This window comes from Petrotoga mobilis SJ95 (assembly GCF_000018605.1).
In the GTDB taxonomy this organism is placed as follows: Bacteria; Thermotogota; Thermotogae; order Petrotogales; family Petrotogaceae; genus Petrotoga; species Petrotoga mobilis.
In genome coordinates, this window is sequence record NC_010003.1 from 814,008 (window position 1) to 839,762 (window position 25,755).

The 25,755-nt window shown below is 36.5% G+C and carries 38 protein-coding genes; all 38 read right to left on the reverse strand.

Annotated elements, in window-relative coordinates; translation table 11 throughout:
• Positions 1 to 27: 27 nt before the first annotated feature.
• The 38 genes from rplQ to iscB all read right to left on the reverse strand — a co-directional run bounded on the left by rplQ (position 28) and on the right by iscB (position 25,668).
• On the reverse strand, positions 28 to 414 hold the full coding sequence (gene rplQ, locus PMOB_RS03930; protein ID WP_012208588.1) for a 50S ribosomal protein L17: 387 nt from the start codon (positions 412 to 414) through the stop codon (positions 28 to 30).
• Positions 404 to 1,465, reverse strand: a complete 1,062-nt coding sequence (locus PMOB_RS03935; protein ID WP_012208589.1) for a DNA-directed RNA polymerase subunit alpha — start codon at positions 1,463 to 1,465, stop codon at positions 404 to 406. Before PMOB_RS03935 ends, rplQ begins: the two co-directional genes overlap by 11 nt.
• A 95-nt stretch (positions 1,466 to 1,560) precedes the next feature.
• Positions 1,561 to 2,196, reverse strand: coding sequence for a 30S ribosomal protein S4 (gene rpsD, locus PMOB_RS03940; protein ID WP_012208590.1), 636 nt, complete (start codon positions 2,194 to 2,196; stop codon positions 1,561 to 1,563).
• A 19-nt stretch (positions 2,197 to 2,215) separates the two neighbouring features.
• Positions 2,216 to 2,605 carry a 30S ribosomal protein S11 gene (gene rpsK, locus PMOB_RS03945; protein WP_012208591.1) on the reverse strand — a complete coding sequence of 130 codons (390 nt, stop codon included), beginning with the start codon at positions 2,603 to 2,605 and terminating at the stop codon, positions 2,216 to 2,218.
• Positions 2,606 to 2,833: 228 nt separating this feature from the next.
• Positions 2,834 to 3,199, reverse strand: coding sequence for a 30S ribosomal protein S13 (gene rpsM / locus PMOB_RS03950; protein WP_012208592.1), 366 nt, complete (start codon positions 3,197 to 3,199; stop codon positions 2,834 to 2,836).
• Positions 3,200 to 3,229: 30 nt separating this feature from the next.
• Positions 3,230 to 3,346 carry a 50S ribosomal protein L36 gene (gene rpmJ / locus PMOB_RS03955; RefSeq protein ID WP_012208593.1) on the reverse strand — a complete coding sequence of 39 codons (117 nt, stop codon included), beginning with the start codon at positions 3,344 to 3,346 and terminating at the stop codon, positions 3,230 to 3,232.
• Positions 3,347 to 3,395: 49 nt separating this feature from the next.
• Positions 3,396 to 3,626: a translation initiation factor IF-1 gene (gene infA, locus PMOB_RS03960; RefSeq protein WP_041534284.1), complete on the reverse strand. Its 231-nt coding sequence runs from the start codon at positions 3,624 to 3,626 to the stop codon at positions 3,396 to 3,398.
• A gap of 463 nt (positions 3,627 to 4,089) precedes the next feature.
• Complete coding sequence (gene map / locus PMOB_RS03965; protein WP_012208595.1) at positions 4,090 to 4,842, reverse strand: type I methionyl aminopeptidase; 753 nt, start codon at positions 4,840 to 4,842, stop codon at positions 4,090 to 4,092.
• Entirely contained in the window at positions 4,839 to 5,486 is a 648-nt protein-coding gene (locus PMOB_RS03970; protein WP_012208596.1) for an adenylate kinase, read from the reverse strand. The genes map and PMOB_RS03970 overlap by 4 nt, the downstream gene beginning before the upstream one ends.
• A 7-nt stretch (positions 5,487 to 5,493) precedes the next feature.
• Positions 5,494 to 6,774, reverse strand: coding sequence for a preprotein translocase subunit SecY (gene secY, locus PMOB_RS03975; protein ID WP_012208597.1), 1,281 nt, complete (start codon positions 6,772 to 6,774; stop codon positions 5,494 to 5,496).
• A 1-nt stretch (position 6,775) separates the two neighbouring features.
• The gene (gene rplO / locus PMOB_RS03980; protein ID WP_012208598.1) at positions 6,776 to 7,231 is read right to left on the reverse strand and encodes a 50S ribosomal protein L15; all 456 of its coding nucleotides are present in this window, start codon (positions 7,229 to 7,231) and stop codon (positions 6,776 to 6,778) included.
• Positions 7,232 to 7,263: 32 nt separating this feature from the next.
• On the reverse strand, positions 7,264 to 7,449 hold the full coding sequence (gene rpmD, locus PMOB_RS03985) for a 50S ribosomal protein L30 (protein WP_012208599.1): 186 nt from the start codon (positions 7,447 to 7,449) through the stop codon (positions 7,264 to 7,266).
• A gap of 3 nt (positions 7,450 to 7,452) precedes the next feature.
• Positions 7,453 to 7,986: a 30S ribosomal protein S5 gene (gene rpsE, locus PMOB_RS03990; RefSeq protein ID WP_012208600.1), complete on the reverse strand. Its 534-nt coding sequence runs from the start codon at positions 7,984 to 7,986 to the stop codon at positions 7,453 to 7,455.
• A gap of 16 nt (positions 7,987 to 8,002) precedes the next feature.
• A complete protein-coding gene (rplR, locus tag PMOB_RS03995; RefSeq protein ID WP_012208601.1) occupies positions 8,003 to 8,371 on the reverse strand; it encodes a 50S ribosomal protein L18 in 369 nt (122 codons plus the stop codon).
• Between the two features lie 30 nt (positions 8,372 to 8,401).
• Positions 8,402 to 8,962 (reverse strand): 50S ribosomal protein L6, encoded by a 561-nt coding sequence (gene rplF / locus PMOB_RS04000; protein ID WP_012208602.1) that lies wholly within the window; start codon positions 8,960 to 8,962, stop codon positions 8,402 to 8,404.
• Between the two features lie 12 nt (positions 8,963 to 8,974).
• Positions 8,975 to 9,379 (reverse strand): 30S ribosomal protein S8, encoded by a 405-nt coding sequence (gene rpsH, locus PMOB_RS04005; protein WP_012208603.1) that lies wholly within the window; start codon positions 9,377 to 9,379, stop codon positions 8,975 to 8,977.
• Positions 9,380 to 9,393: 14 nt separating this feature from the next.
• Positions 9,394 to 9,579, reverse strand: a complete 186-nt coding sequence (locus tag PMOB_RS04010; RefSeq protein WP_012208604.1) for a type Z 30S ribosomal protein S14 — start codon at positions 9,577 to 9,579, stop codon at positions 9,394 to 9,396.
• A gap of 16 nt (positions 9,580 to 9,595) precedes the next feature.
• Positions 9,596 to 10,153 carry a 50S ribosomal protein L5 gene (rplE, locus tag PMOB_RS04015; RefSeq protein ID WP_012208605.1) on the reverse strand — a complete coding sequence of 186 codons (558 nt, stop codon included), beginning with the start codon at positions 10,151 to 10,153 and terminating at the stop codon, positions 9,596 to 9,598.
• 68 nt (positions 10,154 to 10,221) lie between these two features.
• Positions 10,222 to 10,542, reverse strand: coding sequence for a 50S ribosomal protein L24 (rplX, locus tag PMOB_RS04020; protein ID WP_012208606.1), 321 nt, complete (start codon positions 10,540 to 10,542; stop codon positions 10,222 to 10,224).
• 9 nt (positions 10,543 to 10,551) lie between these two features.
• Positions 10,552 to 10,920, reverse strand: coding sequence for a 50S ribosomal protein L14 (rplN, locus tag PMOB_RS04025; RefSeq protein ID WP_012208607.1), 369 nt, complete (start codon positions 10,918 to 10,920; stop codon positions 10,552 to 10,554).
• Positions 10,901 to 11,233, reverse strand: coding sequence for a 30S ribosomal protein S17 (rpsQ, locus tag PMOB_RS04030; RefSeq protein ID WP_012208608.1), 333 nt, complete (start codon positions 11,231 to 11,233; stop codon positions 10,901 to 10,903). Before rpsQ ends, rplN begins: the two co-directional genes overlap by 20 nt.
• Before the next feature lie 5 nt (positions 11,234 to 11,238).
• Positions 11,239 to 11,439, reverse strand: a complete 201-nt coding sequence (gene rpmC, locus PMOB_RS04035; protein ID WP_012208609.1) for a 50S ribosomal protein L29 — start codon at positions 11,437 to 11,439, stop codon at positions 11,239 to 11,241.
• Complete coding sequence (rplP, locus tag PMOB_RS04040; RefSeq protein WP_012208610.1) at positions 11,439 to 11,864, reverse strand: 50S ribosomal protein L16; 426 nt, start codon at positions 11,862 to 11,864, stop codon at positions 11,439 to 11,441. Before rplP ends, rpmC begins: the two co-directional genes overlap by 1 nt.
• Positions 11,865 to 12,033: 169 nt before the next feature.
• Positions 12,034 to 12,666: a 30S ribosomal protein S3 gene (gene rpsC, locus PMOB_RS04045; protein ID WP_012208611.1), complete on the reverse strand. Its 633-nt coding sequence runs from the start codon at positions 12,664 to 12,666 to the stop codon at positions 12,034 to 12,036.
• 15 nt (positions 12,667 to 12,681) lie between these two features.
• Positions 12,682 to 13,131, reverse strand: a complete 450-nt coding sequence (gene rplV, locus PMOB_RS04050) for a 50S ribosomal protein L22 (protein WP_012208612.1) — start codon at positions 13,129 to 13,131, stop codon at positions 12,682 to 12,684.
• A gap of 12 nt (positions 13,132 to 13,143) precedes the next feature.
• Positions 13,144 to 13,437, reverse strand: a complete 294-nt coding sequence (gene rpsS / locus PMOB_RS04055) for a 30S ribosomal protein S19 (protein ID WP_012208613.1) — start codon at positions 13,435 to 13,437, stop codon at positions 13,144 to 13,146.
• Positions 13,438 to 13,583: 146 nt separating this feature from the next.
• On the reverse strand, positions 13,584 to 14,408 hold the full coding sequence (rplB, locus tag PMOB_RS04060; protein WP_012208614.1) for a 50S ribosomal protein L2: 825 nt from the start codon (positions 14,406 to 14,408) through the stop codon (positions 13,584 to 13,586).
• Between the two features lie 16 nt (positions 14,409 to 14,424).
• Positions 14,425 to 14,721 carry a 50S ribosomal protein L23 gene (gene rplW / locus PMOB_RS04065; protein WP_012208615.1) on the reverse strand — a complete coding sequence of 99 codons (297 nt, stop codon included), beginning with the start codon at positions 14,719 to 14,721 and terminating at the stop codon, positions 14,425 to 14,427.
• Positions 14,721 to 15,386 carry a 50S ribosomal protein L4 gene (rplD, locus tag PMOB_RS04070; RefSeq protein ID WP_012208616.1) on the reverse strand — a complete coding sequence of 222 codons (666 nt, stop codon included), beginning with the start codon at positions 15,384 to 15,386 and terminating at the stop codon, positions 14,721 to 14,723. Before rplD ends, rplW begins: the two co-directional genes overlap by 1 nt.
• Before the next feature lie 16 nt (positions 15,387 to 15,402).
• Positions 15,403 to 16,044, reverse strand: coding sequence for a 50S ribosomal protein L3 (gene rplC / locus PMOB_RS04075; protein ID WP_012208617.1), 642 nt, complete (start codon positions 16,042 to 16,044; stop codon positions 15,403 to 15,405).
• Positions 16,045 to 16,103: 59 nt separating this feature from the next.
• Positions 16,104 to 16,415 (reverse strand): 30S ribosomal protein S10, encoded by a 312-nt coding sequence (rpsJ, locus tag PMOB_RS04080; RefSeq protein ID WP_012208618.1) that lies wholly within the window; start codon positions 16,413 to 16,415, stop codon positions 16,104 to 16,106.
• 76 nt (positions 16,416 to 16,491) lie between these two features.
• Positions 16,492 to 17,691 carry an elongation factor Tu gene (gene tuf / locus PMOB_RS04085; RefSeq protein WP_012208619.1) on the reverse strand — a complete coding sequence of 400 codons (1,200 nt, stop codon included), beginning with the start codon at positions 17,689 to 17,691 and terminating at the stop codon, positions 16,492 to 16,494.
• 36 nt (positions 17,692 to 17,727) lie between these two features.
• Complete coding sequence (fusA, locus tag PMOB_RS04090; protein ID WP_012208620.1) at positions 17,728 to 19,815, reverse strand: elongation factor G; 2,088 nt, start codon at positions 19,813 to 19,815, stop codon at positions 17,728 to 17,730.
• A 27-nt stretch (positions 19,816 to 19,842) separates the two neighbouring features.
• On the reverse strand, positions 19,843 to 20,310 hold the full coding sequence (gene rpsG / locus PMOB_RS04095) for a 30S ribosomal protein S7 (protein WP_012208621.1): 468 nt from the start codon (positions 20,308 to 20,310) through the stop codon (positions 19,843 to 19,845).
• A 19-nt stretch (positions 20,311 to 20,329) separates the two neighbouring features.
• Complete coding sequence (rpsL, locus tag PMOB_RS04100) at positions 20,330 to 20,704, reverse strand: 30S ribosomal protein S12 (RefSeq protein ID WP_012208622.1); 375 nt, start codon at positions 20,702 to 20,704, stop codon at positions 20,330 to 20,332.
• A 204-nt stretch (positions 20,705 to 20,908) separates the two neighbouring features.
• On the reverse strand, positions 20,909 to 23,029 hold the full coding sequence (locus PMOB_RS04105) for an ATP-dependent helicase (RefSeq protein WP_012208623.1): 2,121 nt from the start codon (positions 23,027 to 23,029) through the stop codon (positions 20,909 to 20,911).
• 15 nt (positions 23,030 to 23,044) lie between these two features.
• Entirely contained in the window at positions 23,045 to 24,289 is a 1,245-nt protein-coding gene (locus PMOB_RS04110) for a sigma-70 family RNA polymerase sigma factor (protein WP_012208624.1), read from the reverse strand.
• A gap of 62 nt (positions 24,290 to 24,351) precedes the next feature.
• Positions 24,352 to 25,668, reverse strand: a complete 1,317-nt coding sequence (iscB, locus tag PMOB_RS04115) for an RNA-guided endonuclease IscB (protein WP_012208625.1) — start codon at positions 25,666 to 25,668, stop codon at positions 24,352 to 24,354.
• Positions 25,669 to 25,755: the final 87 nt, after the last annotated feature.

The following is a 25,755-nucleotide window of genomic DNA, read 5'->3' on the forward strand; positions in this document are numbered from 1 at the left end:
CGCCCTTGCTGGGCGTCATTTTTTAAGTTATTCTTCTTTTGGGAGTAATTGGAGTATAGATAATTCCGAAGCGTCACCTTTTCTATAACCGATTTTTAATATTCTTGTGTAACCACCGTTTCTATTTTCGTATCGGGGTGCGATCTCATGTACTATTTTGTAGACTAGTTTTCTGTCGTTGAAGTGTTTGTTTATGTCCCTGTTTAAAGCTACTCTTCTTTCTGGGAGATCTGTTGAATTAGCTTCCTTTGCCTTGGTGATTATTCTTTCAACAAGGGGCCTTACGGCTTTTGCTTTGGCGGTAGTAGTAATTATACTTTCAGATTCAAATACACTTCTTGCCAAATTGTTCAACAAAGCTTTTCTATGGGAAGCATATCTATTTAATTTTTTAGTTTTGACTCTATGCCTCATCGAAGGTGTTCCCCCTTTCTTCTTGGTATAATTTTTCGTAATCTATATCAAATTTCTCTTTTAGCTCATTTTTTATCTCATCTAAAGATTTTCTACCAAAGTTTTTGATTTTGAGAAGGTCGGCGGGTTTTCTTTTTAATAGCTCTCCAATGGTGTCTATTTTTTCTCTTTTTAAACAGTTTTTGGCTCTTTTCGTTAAATCCAAAGAATCAAGCTGCGTTTCCATTAAATCCTTTGGCAATCCAAAAATATTTTCTTCCTCTTCTTCCTCTTCCTCTTCTTTTTCAACCGAAACTTCCGTTTGTTCTATAGCGCCGACTTGTCCTTCTCTTTCCCAAAGTCTGGAAATGAAGTCAAAATGTTCCATCAAAATTTTTGTTGCTTCTTTCAATGCTTCAGTGGGGGTGATGTTTTTTTTCGTCCAAATTTCAAGTATTAGTTTATCGTAGTCGGTTCTTCTTCCAACACGGATATTTTCGGTTAAATAGTTAACTTTAAGAACGGGGCTGAACACTCCATCTATGAATATGTATTCGATGTCACTTTGAAATGTCAATTCTTGGGCAGGGATGAAACCTTTTCCTGCTTGAGCGTACAGTTCAAAGTCTACTTCCATATCTTTGTTCACATGGGCTATGACGAAATCTGGGTTAGCAACCTCTAATTCTGCCGGAGTTTTTATGTCTCCACTTTTTATGACTTGGCCTGCTTTGTACTTCTTTCTTAAACTTAATAAAATTGGATAATCAATCTCATTAATTTTTTCAATGTCGTCGACCTTTAATTGAACCTTTTTCAAGTTTAAAGTTATTTCTATGATGTCTTCTTTTATACCCTCAACTGTGTCGTATTCATGTAATTTTCCTGGGATACGTAGCCCGGTTATAGCCAAAGATGGAATGGACGACAAAAGCACCCTCCTTAAAGCATTACCTAGAGTTATAGCGTACCCCTTTTCCAGAGGAAATAATTCGTATTTTGAGTAGTTATATTCATCTTGCTCTTCTTTTTGTACTATCCTAAATTTTTCTGGTTTAATTAATATCTCCATACTATCTCTGATCCTTATTAGGGAATCAGAGCACACCTCCTTTCCTGCCCTTATGAGCGAGGTGATATTTTGTGGTCCAAATAAATAATACTTTATTACTTAGAGTAAAGCTCTATGATGTTAGTCAAAGGTACAGGAACATCCATTTCATCAATCTTTGGTAGTCTTTGGAAAGTTCCTCTAAAATTTTCAATTTCAACGTTTAACCAATTGGGAATATTTCTATACCCTTCTTGCACTAATTCTAATCCTTCGCGTACTTGTTGTATGTTACGGCTTTTTTCTTTGACTTCTATTACATCCCCTACTTTAACTCTGTAAGAAGGAATGTTCACTTTCTTCCCGTTAACTAATATGTGTCCGTGAGTTACTATCTGCCTTGCGGTTCTTCTGTTTGGTGCGAAACCCATTTGATAAACTACTGAATCTAGCCTTCTTTCTAAGAGCTGCATCAAAACTTCGCCGGTTTCTCCACTTCTAGATCTTTCTGCTTCTTCAAAAGTGTTTCTGAATTGTCTTTCCATTAAGCCGTACATTCTTTTTAAGGCTTGTTTAGATCTTAATTGCATAGCATATTGAGTCAACTTTTGCTTTTGTCTTCCATGTTGCCCCGGAACATAATTCCTTTTTCTAAGGGCAGATTTTTCAGTGTAGCTTCTTTTCCCTTTCAAATAAAGGTTTATTCCTTCGCGTCGAGATAATTTTTCTAGCGGTCCTATGTACCTCGCCATTAATTTTTTCCCTCCTTAATTAGAATCTTTTCTTTTTTGGCCTACAACCGTTGTGAGGTATAGGGGTAACATCTTTTATGCTTTCTACATTTAGACCGGCAGCTTGTAAAGCTCTAATTGCGGATTCTCTTCCGGAACCAGGTCCTTTAACATATACATCAACTCTTTTTACTCCCAGATTTAGAGCTTCTTTTGCTACCTTATCTGAGGCCATCTGAGCTGAGAATGGAGTCCCCTTTTTGGCTCCTTTGAATCCAACATTTCCGCCACTGGACCATATTATTGGCCTACCTTCAGTATCTGTTAATGTAACAATTGTGTTGTTGAAGGTTGAATGAATGTGTATTGCTGCTTTTTCAGGAGCAGCTTTCTTTTTTTTGGTTCTTTGCTTTGCTCCACCTTTTGCCATTTATTTAAAAGCCTCCTTAAAAATTTTGTTTATTGTGTTAGCGCCCCTTCGCCCCGCTCCCCACCCATGTGGAAGAGGGACCTGCGGTCCTTTAAACCCTGCTACTCCCTCATAAGGTTAAATTAATTTTTATCCATTTACATAGCTTCCCACCCATGTGGAAGAGGGACCTGCGATCCTTTAAACCCTACTATTCACCTTTAAGGATGATGTGAGGTTCCATTTTTGTTATCTCTTTTTGATCTTGGTTAGTCTTGGTCCCTTTCTGGTTCTTGCGTTGGAGTGGGTTTTCTGCCCTCTAACGGGTAACCCCGCTTTATGCCTTTTCCCCCTGTAACTGCCGATATCTATCAAACGCTTGATATTTTTGTTAATCTCTTGCCTTAGTTCACCTTCAACTTTATAATTTTCGTTGATGTGGTGACTTAGCCTTGAAATTTCATCATCGGTTAATTCTTTTGCTCTTTTGTTAGGGTCTATTTCTAAGTTATTTAATATATCAAGTGCTGTTTTTCTACCTATTCCATAAATATATGTTAATCCTACAAATAACGCTTTATTATCTGGTACTTCAACACCTAAAATACGCGCCATCCTTTTGTCCTCCTCTTAAAGAAATTCATATTATCCTTGTCTTTGCTTGTGCTTTGGATTTTTTGAACATACAACCCAAACCTTTCCGCCTCTTTTTACTATTTTACAGTGCTCACATCGTTTTTTTACAGAAGCCCTGACCTTCATAATTTATTTCCTCCTTCTTGATTCTCATCATCTATATTAATACATTTTTTCAATCTTTATTGACTTTTTCCCTTTTAACAATTCTTCCTTTGTTTAAATCATAAACGGAAACTTCCACAGTGACTCTGTCTCCTGGAAGTATTTTGATAAAATTCTTTCTCATTCGCCCAGAAATATGGGCTAATATTTCATGCCCATTATCTAATTTAACTTTAAAATTTGCATTAGGTAAAGCTTCAATGATGTATCCTTGCATAACAACGACGTCTTTTTTAGCCAATACAATCCCTCCTTCTTCAGGGATTTTTACTGTCATTAGAAACTGTAAAGTACGATTTAGCGCCCTACCCCCGCTCCCCACCCATGTGGAAGGGAGACCTGCGGTCCCTTAGACCCATTCGTTAAGGGGCAAGCCCCTTAAAAACCCCAAATTCGTGTATCATCATTTGCTTCGCAAATGAAAATTAGGATGTTACTTCTAAAGCATTATAAAGAACCATTTTGCACAAGACCGCAAAAGGGCTTCACCCTGTGACCCTTTTAAAAGTAGAATGTTTTTTGTGAGTTAATAGTTAGCATCGTTTTCTCGTAAGCTGCGCTTAGCCTTTATTAGCGCCCTTCCCCCGCTCCCCACCCATAAGGATAAAAGGCTTTTTATCCATTTGCAAACCGCAGCCCACTCACAAGGATAAAAGGGATAAAGTAAGGATTCTCCATGTTGACCACAAAAATAAACCCTTAAATCATAGTTGCGTTAGTATTTCTGGGCCATTTTCAGTCACGGCAATTGTGTGTTCAAAATGTGCTGCTTTTGATCTATCTCTGGTTACCGCTGTCCAGCCGTCTTCTAAAATATCTACTTCGTAGCTTCCCATAGATACCATTGGTTCTATTGCTAATGTCATGTTTTTTCTTATTTTTGGACCTCTACCTTGCCTTCCATAATTTGGAATTTGGGGATCTTCGTGCAATTTTCTTCCTACCCCGTGACCTACGTACTCCCTTATTACGGAAAAACCCTTACTTTCAATGTAAGTTTGAATTTCGTGACCAATGTCACCAATGGTATTACCAACAACAGCTTTTTTTATACCCATGTACAAAGATTCTTTGGTCGATTCAACCAGTTCTTTTTCCCTTTCAGAAACTTGTCCTATTATGTAAGTTCTGGCGGAATCTGCTATGTATCCTTTGTAAGTTAAACCACAATCTACAGATACAATATCACCATTTTTTAAAACTTTATTTCTCAATGGAAATCCGTGGACAACTTCTTCATTTACAGAAAAGTTGATCGCATATTTGTAACCATTATAACCTTTGAAGGTGGGTATAGCATCTTCTTTTTCCATGTATTCTAATACATATTTTTCAATACTTTCCCCGTTAACGCCTTCTTTTACTATTTCTGGAAGTAAAGCGTCAAGAAGACGGGCAAGCTTTTTTCCAGCCCGTCTCATCATTTCTATTTCTTGATCAGTCTTAATTATTATCATTGTTTGTTAAAACTCCTTAGTATATTAAACAATTCTTTTGTAACGTCTTCAACATTTTGGGCACCGTCTATTGTAATTATTTTGTTATTTTTTCTATAATATTCTATTACGGGCTCGGTATTTTTCTTATATACTTTATACCTTTCTCTGACTACTTCTTCTTTGTCATCGTCTCTTTGAATTAATTTTGTACCACATACATCACATTTTTCGTCTTCTTTTGGTTGAAGGGTAATTAAATTATATACTTTTCCACAGTTTGGACAGACTCTTCTATTACTTATCCTTTTTACTATTTCTTCTTCGGAAACGTCAATTAGTACTGCCGCATCTATTTCTTTTTGTAACTCTTTTGTTGCTTGGTCTAAAAATTTTGCTTGGTCTAAAGTTCTGGGGTAACCGTCAAGAATAAAAGAATCTAATTCTTCCAATCTTTCTTTTACCAAACTGTTCATTATTTCATCCGAAACTAATTCTCCACGATCCATAATTGCTTTAGCCATTTTACCTAATTCTGTACCTTTGCTAACAGCATCCCTTAAAATATCTCCGGTGGATATGTGTACAATTTGAAACTCCTGGGCAACTTTTTTGGCTTGGGTTCCTTTACCTGCACCAGGCGGTCCGAAAAATAAAAGTCTCAAAGAAAATTCATCTCCTTCCTCGTAACCTTCCTTTTTTCATGAAGCCTTCATATTGTCTTACTATCATGTGTTGCTCCATCTGTTGGACAATATCTAAAGCAACTCCAACGGCTATTAGTGTACTGGTACCACCTATCCAGATTTGCTGCATCCCTGAAGCGCCTCTGATAAAGTAGGGAACCAAGGCAATTACTACTAAAAAGATCGCTCCTATGAAAGTTACCCTGGTCATGACTGAAGTGATGTAATTAACAGTCGGTTTTCCTGGTCTTAAACCTGGTATGAACCCACCATAATTTTGTATGTTATTTGCTACGTCGTTTGGATCCATAACAACAGAACTGTAGAAGTATGTAAAAAAGAAAACCAGCAAACCATACAACACAAGATAAAGTGGAGAACCTATAGCAAATAGTCTATCGTCTACGGTAGTGTTTGTTACCCCAGCAATCATACTGGGTAGGGTCATAATAGCGGAGGCAAAGATTATGGGAATTACCCCTCCACCATTTACCTTAATAGGTAAATATGTTGAGGAACCTCCATAAATTTTTGTGCCGACTACTCTTTTTGCATATTGAATATTAATCCTTCTTTCAGATGTTTGAACCGCTACTACAGCTATTACTATAAATATAGCAACAGCGGCTAAGAGTATCCATTCTAATGGGGTTAAACCTATGAGAGCTTCGGCTGCATATGTAGGGTATCTGGATACTATACCAGCAAATATTAAAACAGATACCCCGTTTCCTATTCCTTTTTCGGTGATTAATTCACCTATCCATAGTAAAAACATCGTTCCTGCAGCTATAGAAACGGTTGCTAAAGTTACAAAGAGAACTGGTGATAGATTGGGGGATCTGTAATTGTTGGCAGCTATGGACATTAGTAATCCTTGTCCAAAAGCTAATACTAAAGTTAACATCCTCGTGTAGTGAGCGAATTTTTTTCTCCCACTTTCACCTTCTCTCAACATCTCTTTCAAACTAGGTATTATAGAAGAGAGAAGTTGAAAAATGATCGAAGCCGTAATATAGGGTGTCACTGAGAGAACAAATATTGATAAATTGCTTAACGCCCCTCCAGCAAAGACATCAAAAAAACCTATGAATCCTCCAACCGCTCCTTGGGATGCTCCACTTAAAGCAGCTTGCCAGGCTTCTACATTTATTCCCGGAATGGGGATGTATATACCTATTCTAAACCCTATCAACGCTAAAAAGGTGAATATAACTCTATCCCTTAATTCAGGAATCCTAAAAACGTTTCTAAAGGCTTTGAACATGTTATTCAATCACCTCTATTTTCCCGCCAACAGCTTCAATTTTCTCTCTAGCGGTTTGAGAGAAAATGTTAGCTTTGACAACAAGAGGTTTTGATATTTCTCCTTTTCCTAATATTTTTACTCCATCGTTCAATTTTTTTATCAATTTCTTTTCTAAAAGTATGTCTGGAGTTACTTCTTCATTTTCTGAGAAATACTTTTCTAATGTTTCTACGTTTACAACAGAATATACTTTTTTGAATGGTGCATTAGAGAATCCAAATTTTGGAGTTCTTCTAATAATGTTTGTTTGTCCACCTTCAAATGTTCTACCAATTTTACCTCTTCCTCTAGCCTTTTCACCTTTATGCCCTTTGCCAGCTGTTTTTCCTAATCCTGAGCCTATTCCTCTTCCTAACCTTTTTTTGGGTTTCCTTGATCCTGGTGTAGGTTTTAGATCTTCTATTTTAAGTGGCATGTATATAGCCTCCTTATTTACAATTTGTTTAATTAAGAATCGATTTCTTCCCACTCAACTAAGTGATGTACAGTCCTTATCATTCCTCTAATTTGGGGATTGTCAGGTTTTATTACTACTTTATCTTTTCTAGTTAAATCTAAAGCATCGAGAGTAGCTAATTGTCTTTTGTCTTTCCCTGCTCTTCCTTTTACTAACTTTATCTTTAGACTTGACATTACTCATACCCCCTTGTGAGCGCCAAAGAATACTTGTTTAACAGTTAAATCTCTCAACTTTGCAATTTCTTGAGGAGATCTCAACTTTTTTAATCCATTGTAAGTGGCTTTAGCTAAATTTAATACGTTCGTTGAACTAATGGATTTACTTAGAATATTATCTATTCCGGCTAATTCAACAACAGCTCTTACAGCTGAACTGGCTATAACACCGGTACCTGGGCCTGCTGGGAACAGTAATACAGTGGAAGCATCTTGTTCACCGATTATTTCGTAAGGAATAGTTCCGTTTTTAACGGGGACTTCTATCATATTGTTCTTTGCATTTTCAATTGATTTTCTTATGGCTTGTGGAACTTCTCGGGCATTCCCGATTCCTAATCCTACTTTTCCATTTCGATTACCTACTACCGAAACTGCACGAAACGAAATGGTTTTTCCACCTTTAGTTACTTTGCTGACCCTTCGAATTTCGATTACTCTTTCTTCTAATTCATTTGCAGCATCAGTAGCTTTTACTTTCTGATCGTTCGGCATAAATTACCAACACCTCCTAAAACTTTAAGCCCGTTTCTCTTGCTGCTTCAGCAAGAGCTTTTACTTTTCCATGGTATTTGTAACCGCTTCTATCAAAAACAATTTCTGTTATACCTTTTTCTTTTGCTTTTTCGGCTATGAGTTTCCCTACTTCTTTTGCAGCGTTTTCATCCCATGTTTTTTCTAATTTTTCTTTCAGTTGTTTTTGGGTTGTTGAAGCTGACGCCAAAGTAACACCTTTAGTGTCGTCTATAATTTGAGCATATATGTGCTTTTGACTTTTAAAAACCGTCAATCTTGGTTTTTCTGATGTTCCTCTAACGTTTTTTCTCACTCTTAAGTGCCTTTTTTGTCTAAGGGCTTTTTTGTCTAATTGTTTTATCAATTTAAAAGGGACCTCCTTTGCGGAAATGTTTTAAACTTTCTTTCCTTCTTTTCTTAAAACACTTTCTCCAACATATTTTATACCTTTACCACTGTAAACGTTAACTTTTCTTAAGCTTCTTATCCTTGCAGCGACTTCTCCGACTTTGTATTTATCTATACCTTTAACGACTACTATTGTGGGTTGTGGAACTTCTATAGTTATTCCTTCAGGGACTGGAAATTCTACGGGGTTTGAATAGCCAATATTCAAGATTAAGTTTTTACCTTGAAGCTGAGCTCTGTACCCAATACCGGCAATTTCCAATTCTTTTTTGTATCCTTCAGTTACACCTTTAATCATGTTTCTCACATGAGAGGTGAACGTGCCTCTTAGCGCTTTTAATCGCTTCTCGTCTGAACTTCTTTTAACTACGCCTTCTTTTGTTTTAATCATTAATTCGTTGTTATCTCTGTCAACTTCCAAATATTCGGGTAAATTGAGACTTAATTCACCATTTTTACCTTTGATTTTTATTGTTTGTCCATCCACAGATAATTCTACACCATCAGGAATAATTGTTGGTTTATCAGCTATTCTCGATTGTGGCATCTAGGCACCTCCTCACCATACATAACAGATTACTTCTCCACCAACTTTTTTCTCTCTTGCTTCTTTATCGGTCATTACTCCTTGGGATGTTGAGAGTATAGCTATACCTAATCCACCCTTGACTTTTGGTATGTTACGGGTATTAACATACACTCTTCTTCCGCTTTTTGAAACCCTTATGATCCCTTCCATTATAGGTTTTTTATCTCTTCTTGTACCTTTGTACTTCAAATAGACTTTGAGTATTCCTTGTTTACCATCGTCTATGAATTTATAATCATTGATAAATCCTTCTTTTTTCATTATTTCTAAAATGTCTTTTTTTAAGTTTGAAGCGGGTATTTCAACACTTTCTTTGAACACCGAATTGGCGTTCCTTATTCTGGTTAGCATATCAGCTACCGGATCGCTCCACATTCGTTTTTCCCTCCTTACCAGCTAGCCTTCTTAACTCCAGGAAGTTTACCTTCCAGAGCTTGTTCTCTGAAACATATTCTGCATAAACCGAATTCTCTATAAACAGCTCTTGGTCTACCACATACTTTACATCGTGAGTACTCTCTTGTTTTATACTTCGGAGTTCTTTTAGATTTTTCTATAAGAGCCTTTTTCGCCATTACTCACACCCTCCATTTATTTTTTTTGTAACGGGAAACCAAAATATTCTAATAATTTCCTGGCTTCTTCATCAGTTTTAGCTGTGGTGACGATTGTTATATCCATACCTTGAATTCTACTTATATCATCAGGCCTGATTTCCGGAAAAATTAGTTGCTCGGGTATTCCGAAGGTATAATTACCTCTTCCATCGAAAGAATCGGCAGGTAACCCTCTAAAATCCCTCAATTTTGGTAACACAACATGGTTTAATTTATACAAGAAATTATACATTTTCCATCCTCTCAAGGTAACTTTCACACCTATCGGCATACCCTCTCTAACCTTAAAATTGGCAACACTTTTCTTTGCCCTGGCTATTAAGGCTTTTTGTCCGACTATCTTCGTTAACTCTTGGGCATGTTTTTCAACAACTGCTCTGTTCCTGGAACCTTCTCCAACTCCCATATTAACAACTATCTTTACAAGTTTCGGCACTTGTAATTCGTTTTTGTAGTTAAATTCTTTCATCATTGAAGGTATTACTACTTCTTTGTACCTGTCTTTCAGAGGTATATACTGAACTTTCTCCATTGATAGTCCTCCTTTTTACTTCTTACCATACCTACTTGATTTTTACAAGTTTTCAAAATTTGAATGGATTAAGATTTTTCTACTATTTCACCACATTTTTTGCAATATCTTACTTTGCTTCCATCTTCAAGAAATTTAAATCCCACTCTGGTTTTTTGATTGCAGTTTGGACAGACTAACATAACGTTTGAAATATCAATAGGACTGGGTTGCTCAATAATTCCGCCTTCCCTCATCTTTTGAGTGGGCCTTTGATGCTTCTTGACGACGTTTACGTTATCCACAATGACTTTTTTGTCCTTTGGAATAACCCTCAAAACTTTGCTTCTCTTTCCTTTATCTTTTCCAGAGATCACTACTACTGTGTCGTCTCTCTTTATTTTATACATATTTTCACCTCACCAAACTTCTTTTGCTAACGATGCTATCTTCGCGTAGCCTTTTTCCCGTACTTCTCTGGCTACTGGACCAAAAACCCTCGTTCCTAAAGGTAACTTATTTTTATCAATCAGTACCGCAGCATTGTCATCAAATCTAATATAGGTTCCATCTTTCCTTCTTATCTCTTTTTTCGTTCTGACAATAACGGCTTGAACTACTTGACCTTTTTTCAAATCTGTGTGAGGTATGGCTTCCCTAACGGAGCAAACAACGGTGTCTCCGACGGTTCCTTTTGATTTATGAAACCCACCGAGTACTTTGATAACTCTTAATACTTTTGCTCCAGAGTTATCAGCAACTCTGATTTTACTCTCTAGTTGTACCATCAACCTCACCTCCAAAGGCTTCTTTTAATTCTTCTTCAACTGAGTCTGGTGTTTCAACTTCTTCCGATAAAATATTTTTTCTCACAATTCTTTTTAAAACAAAAGCCTTTGTTTTGGAAAGCTTCCTGGATTCTTCTATTTCAACAATATCTCCAATCTCACATTCGTTATTTTCATCATGTGCATGGTATCTTCTGGTTTTTCTGACAAATTTGTGGTATTTGGGATGTTTTGTAAGTCTATCTGTTTCAACTGTTATCGTTTTGTCCATCGCATTGCTTACAACTTTTCCAGTTATTATCTTTTTAGACATGAAATTTACCTCCTTATTCCGAGTTCCCTTTCTTTGAGGATGGTCTTTATTCGAGCTATATCTTTCTTAACTTGCTTGATACTTGAAGAATTTTTTAGTTGTCCAAGTTCGAGTTGAAACCTCAATTGAAATAATTTTTCCTTCAAATTGTTTAATTCTTGATTGAGCTCTTCGTCTGTTAATTCTCTCATCTCAGTTATTCTCATCAGAGCTCCCCTCCTATTTCATATCTTTGAACTATCTTAGTCCTTATCGGTAGCTTGGAGGCGGCATACTCTAAGGCCCTTTTGGCAGTTGCTTCATCGACTCCACCTATTTCAAACATCACTCTTCCTTTCTTTACAACCGCTACCCAACCTTCCACATCACCTTTACCTTTTCCTTGCCTTGTTCCAATTCCTTTAGAAGTTATTGGCTTATCGGGAAAAATGTTAATCCATATATTTCCCGTTCTTTTTAATGTCCTTACCATAGATAACCTACATGCTTCTATCTGTTGAGCGGTTATCCATGAGCTTTCCATCGCTTTTAATCCCCAGTCGCCGAAATGCACCAAACTAGCACCTTTTGTCATTCCCCTGACTGTTCCGCGTTGTTGTTTTCTGTATTTTACTCTTTTAGGCATCAACATTTAGGATTTCCTCCTTTTTACCATTTCTACGATCTTTAACTTGCTTAGCGCCCCTTCGCCCCGCTCCCCACCCATCAGGATGGAAGAAGGAGATCTTCACTACGTTCCCCACCTATAAGGATGGAAGAAGGAGATCTTCACTACGCTCTCTATCCATTTGGAAAGATTATTAAATCAGCGTATCACCATGATAGACCCAAACTTTTATCCCTATGGTACCATATTTAGTTTGAGAATGAACAACAGCGTAATCTATGTTTGATCTCAAGGTTTGAAGAGGCAATCTTCCCTCCATATACCATTCTGTTCTCGCTATTTCGGCACCACCGAGTCTACCAGAAACCATTATTTTCACACCTTTAGCTCCTCTTCTCATGGCGTTGGTTATAGCTCTTTTCATTGCAACTTTGTGCGAAACCCTTCTTTGCAGTTGACCGGATACATCTTCAGCTATGAGTTGAGCAACAACGTAAGGATTTTTTACTTCTTCAGCGTAGACCTTAATATTTTTATCCCCTACAATGTTTTTCAAATCATCTCTAATTTTTTTCATTTCTGCGCCTTTTCGTCCAATCAAAATTCCTAATCTGGCACCATAAATATCTATTCTTATTGACGAATCACTGGGTCTTTCAATTAATATCTCTGAAATTCCAGCAGCTTCGTAATTGGATTTTATATAATCTCTTATTTTTTCATCTTCATGCAAATAATCAGAATAATTCTTTTCGTTAAACCATACAGATTTCCAAGTTTTATTGTTTCCTAACCTGAAACCGTTTGGGTGCACTTTTGATCCCACTTATTTCACCTCACTTTATTTATCAGCACTTTTGTCTCTTACGGTTATATAAATATGGCTCATTCTTTTTTGAAGAATATCTGCTCTTCCATGAGACCTTGGCCATAATCTTTTGAGTCTAGGACCTTCATTCACCATTATCTCAGAAACATAGAGATTTTCAGCGTTTAATCCAAAATTATTTTCAGCATTCGCAATTGCGGACATCAAAGTTTTATATAGTATACGTGCGGATTTTTTTGGACTAAAAGTGAGTATTTGAAGTGCTTCACTTATATCTTTATTCCTTATTGAGTTTGCCATAGATCTAGCTTTTCTAGGTGATATTCTTACATATTTTGTGACTGCTCTAGCTTCAACAATTGGTTCAGAGGCTTCTTTCTCTTTTCTCATTCTGTGATATACAGATCTTTTTACTTTTCTACCATCTTCTTGAACTCTGGAAACATTAGTATTAGTAGCCATGAACTACCCTCCTCAACCTTGCTTTTCTATCTTTCCTTTAACAGCTTTTTTGTCTGGATGTCCTCCAAACCTTCTGGTTGGAGAAAATTCTCCCAATCTGTGACCAATCATTTGTTCAGTTATATAAACCGGTATGTGTTTCATTCCGTTATGAACTGCTATTGTATGTCCAACCATTTCTGGCAGGATCATCGAGGCCCTTGACCAAGTTTTAATAACCTTTTTTTCACCCTTTTCGTTCATCTCTCTAATCTTTTTGATAAGACTTGGATGAACATAAGGACCTTTTTTTAAAGACCTTCCCACCTACTGCACCTCCTTGCTCTTCATTCTAGGTACCTTTAGAAACTCTAAAAGCTTGTTAATAGCGCCCCTTCGCCCAGCTCCCTACCCATAAGGAAGGGGTTTACGGTCCCTTAAACTTCGCTCCCCACGCATAAGGATAAAAATGCTTACTTTACCCTTCTTCTTACTATAAATTTATCGGATTGTTTTTTTCCTCTTCTTGTTTTATACCCTTTAGCAGGTGTTCCCCAAGGAGATTTAGGAATATGACCTTTACTTCTGCCTTCTCCACCACCCATTGGGTGATCTACTGGATTTTGTACCATACCTCTTACCTTGGGTCTTCTTCCTAACCATCTGGTTTTTCCAGCTTTACCGTAAACTTCATTGGAGTGTTCTTCGTTACCAACTACACCGATGGTAGCCATACAACTTAAACGAACTCTTCTCAACTCACCAGAAGGCATTTTTAAAAGTGCATATTTACCTTCTTTAGCCATTAACTGTGCATAAGTCCCTGCAGATTTTGCTATTTTTCCACCTCTACCAGGTTCAAATTCTATATTGTGCACAAGAGTTCCTAGAGGAATATTCTCCAAAGGTAAGCTGTTACCTACTTTGATTTCAGCTTTTGCACCACTCATTACAGTTTCTCCTACATGTAATCCCTTGGGAGATAATATATACCTTTTTTCTCCATCGGCGTATACCAATAGAGCTATCCTTGCACTTCTGTTAGGATCGTATTCTATTGAAGCAACTTTTGCAGGGATATTTATTTTGTCTCTTTTAAAGTCTATTATTCTGTACTTTCTTTTGTGCCCACCACCTCGATGCCTCATTGTAACTCGACCATAATGGTTCCTTCCACCTGTTTTTTTCAAGGGTTCGAGTAAACTTTTTTCGGGTTCGACTTTTGATAATTCAGAAAAATCAGATGTCGTCATATATCTTCGCGATGGTGTTACAGGTTTGTATTGTTTTAACGCCATTATTTATCCACCTCTCTTACAGACTGCCTTGCAATTCTCTGATTACGTATCCTTCTCCTAATTTAACTATTGCTTTTTTCCATCCTCTTGTATATCCTTCACTTCTTCCCAATCTTTTTGGTTTAGGTTTCATATTCATTACGTATACTTTCTCTACTTTGACTTTGAATATTGTCTCAATGGCTTCCTTTATTTCTGGTTTGGTAGCTTCTTTCATGACTTCAAAGGTATATTTGCGTTCTTGCATGAGAGAATAGGTTTTTTCTGTTAAGATCGGCCTAGTAATTATATCATAAGCTTTTTGAAGTTCCATCAGCCGATCACCTCCTCGATTTTATTCACCATTTCCTTGGTAAGCACGATTTTCTCGCTGTTTATTAAATCAAATACATTTAAACCGTCCACATTCTTTTTGTTTTGACCAGGGTTATCAGCTATAATTACTTTCACCTTTGGCAAATTTCTTGCAGATAGTTTAAAGTTTTCGTATTGTTCCTGGTGATAAGGAAATAAAAATAAAACCTTTGTATCTTCCATACCGAATTTGGATAAAATATTTTTTACATCTTTCGTTCTTGGCTTTTCGAATTTAACCTCATCTAAAACAATTAAATTGTTTTCTCTATACCTGACACTCAACGCAGACTTTAAAGCTAGTCTTTTCATTTTTTTATTGAGATCTTTGTGAAATTCCCTGGGCTTTGGTCCAAAAGTTACTCCACCGTGTCGGAAAAGAGGAGATCTAATTGATCCGGCTCTTGCCCTACCTGTATGCTTTTGAGGCCATGGTTTTCTGCCTCCTCCACTAACTTCACTTCTTGTCTTTGTCGAAGCTGTTCCTGCCCTTTTGTTGGTCAATTGCATATCAACGTATCTATATAGTACATCCATATTTGGATCAATATTAAAGATTTCGTCTTTAATATCTAACGTTCCAACTTTTTCATTTTGAATATTGTATATATCTATCTGCGACATTTACTAATCAACCTCCCTACTTCGTTTTTGGGCGTTTAGCCTTTACGGCTTCTCTTATCGTTACCAATCCGCCCCTCGCTCCTGGAACTCCACCTTTGACCGCTATTAGATTGTTTTGTACATCAATGTAAACTACCTCTGAGTTTTGAATGGTTACTCTTTCATTTCCGTATTGACCTGGCATCTTCTTTCCTTTGAATACCTTTGAAGGGAATGTTGCCATTCCTGTAGATCCTAAACCTCTATGAAATTTTGAACCGTGAGTGTTTTCCCCACCTCTAAAATTCCATCTTTTCATAACTCCTGAGTATCCTCTTCCTTTTGAGTTACCTATTAAATCAATCTTTTCTCCTTCAGAAAAAATTGTTACATCGATTTTTTGACCGATTTCGTAATCATCTACATTCTCTACTCTAAATTCTCTTAAATACCTTAAAGGTTTTACTTGCGCTTTTTTGAAATGACCCATCAAAGGCTTGTTTGCTTTTCTTTCTGGTATCTCTTCAAAACCTATCTGTATAGCGTTATAACCATCTGTTTCTACAGTTTTCTTTTGAACTACCACACAAGGTCCAGCTTTGATGACTGTCACCGGGATGGCCTTATCATCTTTAAAAACACGAGTCATTCCAACTTTTTTACCTAAAATACCTTTCATTATTTACACCTCCAGAGCCCGAATGATATCCGTCTTATTTTTTAAAAATTACAATGACATCAAGCTTTTATGTCTACAGATACTCCCGCTGGAATATTGACTTTCAACAGTTTAGTAACCGTATCGGATGAAGCATTGTATATATATATCACTCTTTTATGAACAATCTTTTCAAATTGTTCCATTGAATATGAATATTTGTGCGGGGACCTTATAACTGAATACACGGTTCTCTTATTTGGCAGTGGAATTGGACCAGAAACTTTAGCTTCGGTATCTTTTACAGCATCGATGATTTTTTTTGATGATTCGTCGAGTAATCTATGGTCGTATCCTTTCAGCCGTATTTTTATGTACTTATTACTGGCCATATTTTTTTAAAAGCCTCCTTTTAACTCATTAGTAAGGGGAGCTGAAGCTCCCCGTACAATTATACTTTCAGATTTATTATTCAATTATTTCTGTAACAACACCAGCACCTACTGTCCTTCCGCCCTCTCTTATAGCGAATCTCATACCTTCTTCGAGAGCTACAGGATATATCAATTCTACTGTCATATTGATATTGTCGCCAGGCATTACCATCTCTGCACCACTGGAGAATTCTACAAGAGTCCCTGTAACGTCGGCTGTCCTAATATAAAATTGAGGTCTGTAACCTTTAGTGAAAGGTGTGTGTCTTCCTCCCTCTTCCTTTTTCAATACGTATACCTCAGCCTTAAATTTTTTATGTGGAGTGATTGAACCCGGAGCAGCAAGAACCTGACCTCTTTTTACTTCATCTTTTTCTATACCTCTTAAGAGACATCCAACGTTATCTCCTGCTTCACCTTCATCCAATATCTTTCTAAACATCTCAACACCAGTTACAACGGTCTTTTTTGTTTCATAGCTCAAACCAATTATTTCAACTTGATCTCCAGTGTGAACGACACCTCTTTCAATTCTTCCAGTGACAACTGTTCCCCTTCCAGTAATACTGAAAATATCTTCTATGGGCATTAAGAAAGGTTTGTCGATTTCTCTTACTGGATCTGGGAAGTAAGAATCAACTGCATCCATAAGTTCATATATCTTTTGTGTCCAAGGACCATCTGGGTTATCTTCTTCCAACGCCTTTAGGGCTGAACCCCTTATAACAGGAACTTCATCTCCAGGAAATTCATAGCTGTTTAGGAGATCTCTTACCTCCATTTCTACTAAGTCAATTAATTCTTCGTCGTCAACCATGTCAACTTTGTTAATGAATACAACTAAAGCTGGAACGTTAACCTGCCTTGCCAACAAAACATGTTCTCTAGTTTGTGGCATAACACCATCAGTTGCGGCTACAACTAAGATAGCTCCATCCATTTGAGCTGCTCCGGTTATCATATTTTTTATGTAGTCCGCATGACCTGGACAATCTATATGTGCGTAATGTCTTTTATCTGTTTGATATTCAACGTGTGAAACGTTGATGGTGATTCCTCTTGCTTTTTCTTCAGGGGCTTTATCTATCATGTCAAAAGGTGTGAAATCTGCCCCACCTTTGTAAGATAAAGCCTTGGTAATAGCAGCGGTTAAAGTTGTTTTCCCGTGGTCAATATGACCGATAGTCCCTACGTTCATGTGAGTCTTTGCCCTAACAAACTTCTCTTTAGCCATTGTTCTATCTCCTCCTTGTAAATTATATTATCAAACTTATTCTCTACTTAATAGTTTTTGAGTTACTTGCTCCGGAACTTCCTCGTAATGAGAAAATTGAATAGAACTTGTTGCCCTTCCTTGAGAAAGAGATCTCATTATGGTGGCATATCCGAATAATTCTGATAATGGAACCTGAGCGTGAACTACTCTGGTATTTGTCCCTCCAACGTTTTCAAAACTTTCTATTCTTCCTCTTCTTGAACTTAAATCTGCAATTATATCTCCCATATATTCTTCTGGAGTAGTAACGTCCACTTTCATGACTGGCTCTAATAAAACAGGCTTAGCTTTTTTTATGGCGTCTTTAAAAGCCATAGATGCAGCTATTTTAAATGCCATTTCTGAAGAGTCAACTTCATGGTAGGAACCATCAAAAACCTCGACTCTAATAGCAACCATCGGATAACCTAGTAAGACTCCATCTTGCATACTTTCTTTTACACCATTTTCTATGGCCGGTATATATTCTCTTGGTATGACTCCTCCTACTATTTTATCGACAAATTCGAATTCTTTTTCACTATTCAAAGGCAGTGGCTCAACTCTAAGTTTAACATGTCCATACTGCCCTCGACCTCCCGTTTGCCTGATATATTTGCCTTCAGCTTCGGATGGGAGTTTAATAGTTTCTTTGTATGCCACACGCGGCTGACCTACTTTAACGTTTACCTTGTATTCTCTTTTAATTCTATCAATTATTATTTCTAAGTGCAATTCTCCCATTCCAGATAATATGGTTTCTCCGGTATCGTGGTCGACGTAACTTCTTAAACTTGGGTCTTCCTCTGTCAAAGCATTTAGAGCTTTCCCCAATTTAGCTTCATCATCTTTGGTTTCAGGTTCTATAGAAACAGAAATAACAGGTTCTGGGAATTCAAGTTTTTCTAAAACTAAATTGCATTCTTTATCTGAGAGTGTATCACCAGTGGAAGTATCTTTTAAGCCAATTAATCCTACGATGTCTCCAGCCCTTATGTAATCAACTTCTTCCCTTTTGTCGGCATGGAGAAAAACAAGTCTAGATACCCTTTCTGTTTTATTTTTAGTTGTATTAACTACGTAGCTTCCTTTATTTAAAGTACCCGAATAAACTCTAGCAAAAGTTAACTTACCAATAAAAGGATCCGCCATTATTTTAAAAGCCAACGCAAAAAAGTCTCCATCTTCGAATGGAAGAATATCTTTTACGAACTCTCCCGTCGTTCCATCAAAAGCCTTAACAGGAGGCATATCTAAAGGCGAAGGTAGATAATCAATAACTGCATCTAACAAAGGTTGAACTCCTTTGTTTTTAAACGCACTTCCACAAAGAACAGGTACTATTTTGCTTTGTATGGTTGATGTTCTTATGGCTTCTTTTAATTTATCTACAGGAATTTCTTCCTCTTCTATGTAAAGCTCCATTATATTTTCATCAACTTCGGCAACTGCAGCAATTAAGTCTTCTCTCTTAGATTCACAAAAATCTATTAAATTGGACGGAATACTCCTTTTCTCAATTATTTGACCATTTTCATCTGTCCAATAAAGTGCTTCCATAGTTAGTAAATCAACTACACCTTCAAACTCAGCTTCAGAACCAATTGGAACTTGCAAAGCTATAGGATTAGCCCCCAACTTATCTTTCATTGTTTGTATAGCATTAAAAAAATTCGCTCCAATTTTATCCATTTTATTCATAAAGGCGATTCTCGGCACTCTATACCTATCAGCTTGACGCCACACTGTTTCAGATTGTGGCTCGACCCCAACTTGAGCGTCGAAAACAGCAATAGCCCCATCTAAAACACGTAATGATCTTTCTACCTCAACGGTAAAATCAACGTGTCCTGGTGTGTCAATTATATTTATTCTATGATCCTTCCAAAAAGCAGAAGTCGCTGCAGAGGTTATGGTAATTCCTCTTTCTTTTTCTTGCTCCATCCAATCTGTTTCGGTTGTGCCTTCATCAACATTTCCTAATTTGTGTTTTGTCCCCGTATAAAATAAAATTCTTTCGGTAGTAGTTGTTTTTCCTGCATCTATATGAGCAACTATTCCTATATTTCTTATTTTTTCTATGGGGTATAATCTTTCTTTCAAAACAATCCCTCCTACTAAGCTGCTAAACTACCATCTGAAATGTGCAAAAGCTCTGTTTGCTTCAGCCATCCTATGAACGTCTTCTTTCTTTTTCACAGAAGGTCCCGTATTGTTGTAGGCGTCTATCAGTTCTTGAGATAATTTACTAACCATATCTCTGCCTTTTTTTGATTGTGCAGAGGTAACTATCCATCTTATTGCTAAAGATGTGGCTCTGTTTTCCGGTACTTCAAAAGGTACTTGATATGTTGAACCCCCCACCCTTCTTGATCTTACTTCTACCACAGGTTTAACATTATCTATCGCTTTATGAAAAGCCTCTATTGGATTTTCTTTTGTAGCTTCAGCCAACCTCTCCAAAGCAGAATACACTATTTGTTGTGCTAAAGATTTTTTTCCATCATACATCAACCTGTTTATAAATTTGGAAAGTAAAATATCCCCATAAATAGGATCTGGAACTATGTTTCTTTTTTCAGCAGTTCTTCTTCTCATTCAGTAAAGAGCCTCCTTATTAAGCCTTGGGTTTTTTGGTACCGTATTTACTTCTACCTTGTTTTCTACCTTCAACACCGGCAGCATCCAAAGTCCCTCTGATTATCTTATACCTAACACCAGGTAAGTCTTTTACCCTTCCACCTCTTACCAAAACGTTAGAGTGTTCTTGTAGGTTATGACCTTCTCCAGGTATATAACAAGTTACTTCGATTCCATTCGATAGCTTAACCCTTGCAATCTTCCTTAAAGCTGAATTAGGTTTTTTCGGGGTCATAGTTGAAACCCTTACACAAACACCTCGTTTTTGAGGGTTACCTCGTAATGCAGGAGATTTGGTCTTTTTCTTTACAGATGTTCTTCCGTACCTTATTAATTGATTAATCGTTGGCACTTAGATTTCTCTCATTTCAAGGGAAGCCATTAAATAAATGCCCTCAAAAATGAGAGTTCACCTCCTTCTGCTTTATTTTAATTTATATTAGTGTAATATATATTTTTCGTATATTTGAAAAAATAAGAAAACGCCAGTGGATATTTTACATTATTGGACCTTAATTAAAAATTAATTAAATATAACAATTTAAATAATTTACGGTTATTTATATTTGATTTTCAAACGATTGACCGTTTCCTCCGGAATTTTTTTGATAAAATCGTTTTCTTTTTTTACAAAATAAAATGAATTTTTTAGATACGGGTTGGTTGTACCGGTTAGCTGTTTCAAAATGTATAATTCATTCTTTGCTCTTGTTATGGCAACATAGAAGAGCCTTTCTTCTTCATCTAATTTTTGTTCTTTAATTGCAAGTCCGTTGGGAAAATCTCCTGGATTCACCGATATGAGAATAACTACTTTCCATTCCAATCCCTTAGCCCCATGAATCGTTGTGAGCGTTAACTTATTCTCATCTTTATCCCTACTCGCAGGTATTACTCCTATCTCTTCACTAAGCGTCAAATCTTCTATAAAAGCACTTACTGAATCATAACGACTGGCAATTTCACTGAATCTTTCAATATCCATGTTCCTTGATTTAGAATCTGCATAAGTTAAGAAAGAATATTCTTGGTAGAAATCTTTATAAATGGTATCTATCAACTCATCAGGACTACTTTCTTTATTATCGAAAAGTTTTGTTAATAATTCCAAGGGTGTTTTGAACTTATTTATTTCAGTTTCCTTCAATATATTTGAGATGTTATCGTTTTCTTCTCCTTGACCCCGCTCGGGGCTTTTCCCTATTCCAGTTTCAATCTCTTCATAGATCTTAGATGCAGTTTTGTTACCAATTCCAGGAAATAATTTTAAAATCCTACTCCACGAAATCTTATCTAAAGGATTGTTTAATACCTTTAAAAAAGCCAATATATCTTTTATATGTGCCGTTTCGATGAATCTCAATCCTGATAGTATTCTGTAAGGGATACCTTTTGAATCCAATTTTTGTTGTAACACCATAGATAACGAATGCGATCTATATAGCACAGCGATATCTTTATAATCTAAACCTTCTTTTAATTTATCTTCTATGATTTTGACTACGGCATCTGCTTGTTCCAAATCGTCAAAAGTTTCCACAACGAAAGGTTTTAAATAACTTTTTCTCTTAGGTTTAAGGACTTTAGGAACAGAATTAGAAGGTATTAGGTGATTAATCAAACCAACTATATCAGAGGTACTTCTGTAATTACTTTGTATCTTGAAAACCTTTGTTCTTTCATCTTCTATAAAATCTTTTACGTTTTTAAATAAAGCTCCTCTGAATGAATATATACTTTGAGAATCGTCTCCAACAACTATCAGATTCCCATGAACCGATGATAAAGCCTCAACCAATTCTATTTGAATTTTGTTGGTATCTTGAAATTCGTCAACTAAAACATATTTAAATTGGCTTGAACACTTGTTTAGTACTTCTGGATGAGTTTTGAATAAAACTAAAGTATTTACTAACAGATCATCATAGTCCATTGCATTCATATCTTTTTTTAATTGGATATATATACTCCATATTTGCTCAATATCTCTTTCAAAATTCAACAAATATGGGGCTCTTTCAAGTATTGATTCTCTTAAAGAGGTCAATGTGTTACATGAATAGCTTATAATTTTCATTATTACTTCTTCTTTTGGAAGCTTGTAATTATCACTGATTTCTTTGATGTACTCGCTTTTAGCCATTTTTAACAAATCTTTTGAATCTTCTTTGTCGAGGATGCTGTAATTATTTTTATAGTCTAAAAGCGTGGCGTACTTTCTAAGAATAGAATTACATACATGATGGAATGTACCAGCTAGCATTTTATCTATATTTCTATTGGTAACATTCTTTACCCTTTCTATCATTTCCCTTGCCGCAGCCCTGGTGAAGGTGACTAATAAAATATTTTCAGGTTCAACTCCATTATTCAACAAATAAGCAATTTTATAGGTTATTACTCTAGTTTTACCAGAGCCAGGACCCGCAACTATTATCGATCTTCCTTCTGATTTTATAACAGCTTCTCTTTGTTCTTCATCCAACTCATTTTCGAATAAAGATGACGGGCTTCCGCCACTTAAGGAGGGGAATTTTTCCTTGACCCCGTTCGGTGTGTTTCCTTGAACTCCCTTCGGGGTGTTCTCCTCAACCTCGTTCGGGGTGTTTCCTTGAACCCCCTTCGGGGTGTTTTTTTCTCCCAAAAAGAGGAAATCATTCCCCTTGTTTTTCGCCATTTATTTCCACTCCCGTTATATGTCCTTCTTTTCTATCATATCGCTTATTTCTTTTAATTGCAAGCTTCTGGAGGGATGCCTTAACTTCCTTAAAGCTTTTACTTCAATCTGCCTTATCCTTTCTCTTGTTACGTTGAAGAAGTTTCCAACCTCTTCCAGTGTTTTCATTTTACCGTCAAGCAAGCCATATCTCATTTTTAACACCGTAGCTTCCTTGGGCCTTAAAGATTCCAAAACTTTTTCAATTTCTTCTTTAAGTATCATTCTCACAGCAATTTCCTCTGGTTGATCAGCTTCAGAGTCCTCTAAAAAATCACCTATATAAGCTTCTTCATCATCAGAACCACTTATTGGTGCATCAACGGAAATGATCTCTTTAGTTGCCAATAAAATTTCATCCATTTTTTCTAAAGGTTTATCCAGTAATTCTGCTAACTTTTCGGTAGAGGGGTATTCACCTGTTTCTTGGAGGTGTTTTCTAATAACTATGTTCATCCTGTTTATAGATTCAACCAAATGAACAGGTATTCTAATTGTTCTAGCTTGATCGGCTATAGCTCTGGTGATAGCTTGCCTAACCCACCAAGTAGCATAGGTTGAGAATTTAAAGCCTCTTTTCCAGTCAAATTTTTCTACGGCTCTAATTAAACCTATATTCCCCTCTTGAATCAAATCCAAAAAGGTTAATCCTCTTCCTGTGTATCTTTTGGCTATACTAATCACCAATCTTAGATTTGCCTTCACCAATTCGTCTTTGGCTTTTTTGTCGCCTTTCTTAGCTCTTATAGCAAGCTGCCTTTCCCTGGAGGGAGTTAAAAGTTTGATTCCCCCTATTTCTCTCAAATAAATCTTTATGGGTTCATTTACGGCAGAGTTGTCGAATATCTGAGATTCCCTTTCTTGAAAAAGCTCCTCTAACCCATCGTTAAAAAATTCTTCTTCCTCTTGGATTTGGTCCTCTTGGGAGGATTCTATAATTTCTATCCCTTCTGATTCGAGCTTTTCATGGATCTTATCTAAAAAGCTGCCGTCAATTACATCAGATAAGTTATGAGGTATGCATTCATCTATATCTCGATAAGTTATGGTATTGTTCTTCTCTTTAGCTATTTCAATAAGTTTTTCTAAACCTCTCTCAAGTTCTTCTATATAACATTCTTTGTCTCTTTTAACCCTTATTTTATCTTGATCAACGATCTCAATTTTTTCAATTTCTTCTATTAATTCTGAAAAATCCACCTTTTTCTCAAGCTTTTCCATAAAAAAATCTGCAGGGGACTCACCACTTTAATGGTGAGAGGAACGCAGAATCTTTCCTCCTTTTAAGATATTTGATATCCATAACCGTCATTTTTTTGTAGTAATGTAAGATATTTTGGATGTACATCACCAACACCATTTAATAAAAAGCTTGGCCTATGTCGTATTGCAATGCGTCCAATATGGATACCCATATTTTTTCCTTTTGGTATAACTGCCAACACTATATCGCCTGTTTTGTATCCCATATATGTTCGTTCTTTTGGACGATATTTTTTTGGGAATCCGTATTTATCTACAAAACACATTCTACGCATTCCATGACCCATTGCTTTGATCTCTAAAACTTGCATATCAGGTTCAATTTGAACGTTTTGACCACTTTCTCCAACACAAGCTGCATCTATCCAATGCTTTTTAGGATAGTTTTGTGTCTCACGATTGTACTTTGTTCGTCCTCCTGTTCCAACTTCAATAGGTAATTCTTCCTTACCTGCCGTGAGGCTGTTTCCTCGTAATTGATTGAATATATACCAACGTGTAGCATTGAGTGCTGCTGTATCTTTGAGTGGTCTCTTTGATTCTGATTTGATCTGTTTCAGCCTTTCTGGATTATTTGTTAAAAATTCTTCAATTGATTGATTACCTTTCTTCTGATTGCATTCGTGGCAAGCTAATGTAAGGTTACTTATCCTGTCACTTCCACCTTTAGATTTAGGTACGATATGTTCTATTTCTAACGGTACATTCTCTTTACCACAATATACACATTTCCTACCCCATTTCTCAAGAAGGTACTCTTTTATTTCGTATCCATACAACGTTCCTCGTTGATACTCTATTCCATTAATTTCTGGATCTTGTAGTTTTTGAGTATCAAAACGTACTAATTCCAATGAAATACCTGTAATTGGTGAAAAGCGTCGAATACGTTTAATCCATGTGAGTATATTTTCTACACGGCTTATAAGACTAGGTGGTAACCAACCTTTTGAACGTTTTCTGTTGTCAAACCTTGCTATACGATACCTTATCTTTCGGTTTCTTCGTGAACGTCTTACACCTCTACGAGTATCTAATGCTTTTTTGATACTTTGACCTCTGTGATGAATCTCAGCACCCCAAATTACTTTCTTACCGTTCTTAAAATCGCCTACTAAAGTAACTCCAGTGATCTTACTTCCAGGATCGATCTTAACCTGTATAGGTTGCGTGTCGCCGCCTTCACGATCTTTTAGAATAATTGTGAATGGATGGTATCGAAATACTGCTGCTTTACCTTTCTTCAATAACTCTCTTGCCCTAGCAGGATGACATGGCATAAGTGGTTGTTTGTTTTTATCTAATACAAAAACTCGTTGTACAGATTCCTTTTCCATGGAAGTTACCTTCCTCTCCCTTTCGGGTTAAAGTGAGCCTCGCCAATGTTATTCTGGCTTTTTACATTCAACACACTGGTTTCAACC